This is a genomic window from Rheinheimera sp. (assembly GCF_036568245.1).
Taxonomy (GTDB): domain Bacteria; phylum Pseudomonadota; class Gammaproteobacteria; order Enterobacterales; family Alteromonadaceae; genus Alishewanella.
Window position 1 is genome coordinate 1 of sequence record NZ_DATCSY010000078.1, and the last position, 3,042, is coordinate 3,042.

Annotated in this window: 3 protein-coding genes; all 3 read left to right on the plus strand. The window is 45.4% G+C overall.

Features of this window, described 5'->3' with window-relative positions:
* A partial coding sequence (locus VIN66_RS03495; RefSeq protein ID WP_331922697.1) for a PilW family protein occupies positions 1–726 on the plus strand: 726 nt, incomplete at its 5' end.
* Positions 727–792: 66 nt separating this feature from the next.
* The gene (locus VIN66_RS03500) at positions 793–1,200 is read left to right on the plus strand and encodes a hypothetical protein (protein ID WP_331922698.1); all 408 of its coding nucleotides are present in this window, start codon (positions 793–795) and stop codon (positions 1,198–1,200) included.
* 15 nt (positions 1,201–1,215) lie between these two features.
* Positions 1,216–3,042 (plus strand): hypothetical protein (locus VIN66_RS03505; protein ID WP_331922699.1); only part of this gene is annotated, 1,827 nt, incomplete at its 3' end.

Genomic DNA, 3,042 nt, shown 5'->3' on the forward strand with positions numbered 1-3,042 from the left:
ATGTTGCCTACGTATTCTGCAAATGTTACGGCTCCAGCTCCTTTTGTAGGAGATTGCAGCTGGGGCTTAAATGGCGGTAGTTTTCCGCAAGCTGGGCTCGGAAATTTCCCTCCAGTTTGGGGAAGGACTCTGGTAGGTGGCGGTGCAGCCATAGGTTGTGTTCAAGATGCTGTAGCAAATAGCGATATTATCCAAATCAAGCGTGGCGCAGGGCCTGCCATTGCGCCAGCAGCTATTCAAGCCGATCGGTTTTATCTGGAGACGAACGGTACTGAAGGTATTATTTTTTCTGGAGTGCCTGCGGGTATTAACTTGGGCGAAATCTGGACCTACTTGCATCATGTTTACTTTGTTACTACAGAGAATTTTGATGGACAAACTGTTCCTGTATTAACCCGAATGGAACTCAGAAACCAGAACGGGCCGGTAATGCAAAGTAATGTGTTGTTAGATGGAATTGAGCGCATACGCTTTTATTACGGTGTTGATTTAGACTCTGACAATGAAATTGATAGTTATATTGCGGCTAACAATATGCCTGCTGCGTTATGGCAGGCCGATGCACGCGTACTTGCTGTACGTGTTTTTGTTCTGGTTAGGGCCGTTAGGCCTGATGCTAACTATCTGAATGAGAATAGTTATGACTTGGGAGATGGTGTCGCGTTCGTGCCCGATGATAACTTTCGTAGAATGTTGTTTTCCAGCACTGTCAACGTTGTAAATTAGGCGGGAGATTTAGTTATGTATATGTCAGGTAGGCAGAATGGGTTCGTTCTCGTTGTTGCAATGATTATGTTGATAGCAGTTACTGGTGTAGCTGTGGCGTTGTTGGTCAGCTCCGGTGTAGATAACAAAATGATGTCATCAGCCCAGGAAGCAGAGTTGGCAATGAATGAAGCTAAAGGCGCGCACGATGAAGCGTATAGCAGTGAAGAGTTTCAGGTAGGTGGGCGTAACCAATTTAGTCTTGATATTCCGATTGGCACCAGCTTACCAGTAAAGGAAAGCAGTCCCGACACTTCGGGCACTATTACTGCCTACAGTGCGGTACCCACGCCGACCAACTGTAAGCATTCAAAGACTGGCTATAGTGCAGCTATTGCCTGCACTTATAACAGAGTGGTTACTGATACTACTTATGGTGATGTAGGCCAAACCATCCGCATACAGTCGGTTGTGTCACAGCGCGTCATTAATTAGGTTGAGGGCATTTATATGAAAATGTTAACGCAATATTTAACCTGTGCCGCGCTGAGTGCAGCAATTGTGTCGCCTGCATTTGCAGAAGACATAGAAATTTATGTTGGTACCAATACCTATCGTCAGGGTGAGAACGCGAAAGTTCTGATTATCTTTGATAACTCCGGCTCAATGAAAACGCTGGAAGAGGTTAAGAAGCAATATGACCCAACTAAAACCTACACGACTGCGGGCTATCAGGAGTTTAGCAGCGATGCTATTTATTTCACCCGGGAAACGGTTGATGACGGTGCAGGTGTAGTTCCAACCAGCCATAGTGATTCGCGGCGCTTTAATAAGGCTATTCTGGGCTGTGAAACTGCCTGGGAAAAATTACGTACTGTAGGTTATTACTCAGGGTATCTGCGTGAATATCAGGTAAAAGGTAACTCGGGTTCGTGGGAGCCTTTACCGGCAGAAATGGGGATGAATACTAACAACCCTGTTGACTGTTATGATGATATCGTAAACAAAAAACCGAAAAATGGTACCTATAGCAGTAAATATGTGCAGATCCCGAATGACCGTTATCCTTATAACGGTAGTGGTAATGCCAAAAATGATTTGGAAAATACTGCGTATACGAAAGACTGGGCTTTAGCCAACAGTCAGAGTTCTGCATTGCAGGGCGGTGTGCCTATTACGCTCTATACCTCCAACTACATTAACTATTACCATGCAACTGCCAGTGAGGTTGGTACAGAGAATAAGTCCCGGTTAGAAGTTGCCAAAGAAACCATTAATGAGCTGCTAACGGCAACTCCGGGGGTCGATTTTGGCATGATGCTGTTTAATTATAATTACCCGAACGAAGGAGACAGAGACGGCGGGCGCATCGTTAATGGTATCAAAAAGATGACTGATGCCAGCAGAGCCGCGCTATTGGAAACGTTAAAAGGTATAGATGCAGAAACGAACACGCCGTTATGCGAAAGCTTGATGGAAGCTAAACGTTATTATGCGGGTGAGACGGTAGATTACGGAAAAAAAGATAGCAACTATAAAAGCAGTTACTTAGGTAACACGCCAGCACGGGACACTAGTATAGAATCAGGTGCTAAGTACGTTACCCCTTATAACAAATGTTCAGATGTCGTCTATACCATACTGATCACAGACGGTGAGCCGACGGTAGATAAGCATGCTGATACAGCAATCAAAGCACTGAGCAGTGAAGCACCATACAAATTTGACGATGGCCGCACCAGTTATTTACCTGTTCTGTCAAAATGGATGGCGACTGAGGATGTAAACCCTGAACTTGCCGGTAAGCAAATTGCGAAATTGTATACTATCGGTTTTGGTGACAGTGCTATAGATAATGCTGGTGAGTTACTTGAATTAGCAGCAACAAACGGTGGAGGACAGTATTATCCCGCCCGGGATTCGTCTGCCCTGGCAAGTGCGTTAAAAGCAACGCTACTTGAAATTTTAAAAGTAAATACGACCTTCACTTCGCCTTCTGTTGCCAGCAATAACTTTGACCGGACCCGCAGTTTGGACAGTGTTTACTATGCGATGTTTCTACCTGACTCAGGTACGCGCTGGACAGGTAACCTGAAAAAATTAAAGCTCAGCGGTGACGTCCTGGTCGACACAAAAAACAATACTGCACTGGATAACAAAGGTTCGATATCTGACGATGCAGTTACCTACTGGAACAAAACAAATACCGCGGATGGTAATCTTGTGTCAGAAGGTGGCGTGCTGGCGCAGCTGCGCACGCAGCAGAGCCGGCAATTTTACACCAACGTTGCCGGGGGATTAACCGACTTAACCGCTGATGCTTTTGATGGCGACTTA

Coding starts and splice junctions, on each gene's coding strand:
- VIN66_RS03500 (WP_331922698.1), top strand. CDS start 793: ATGTTGATAGCAGTTACTGGTGTAGCTGTGGCGTTGTTGGTCAGCTCC.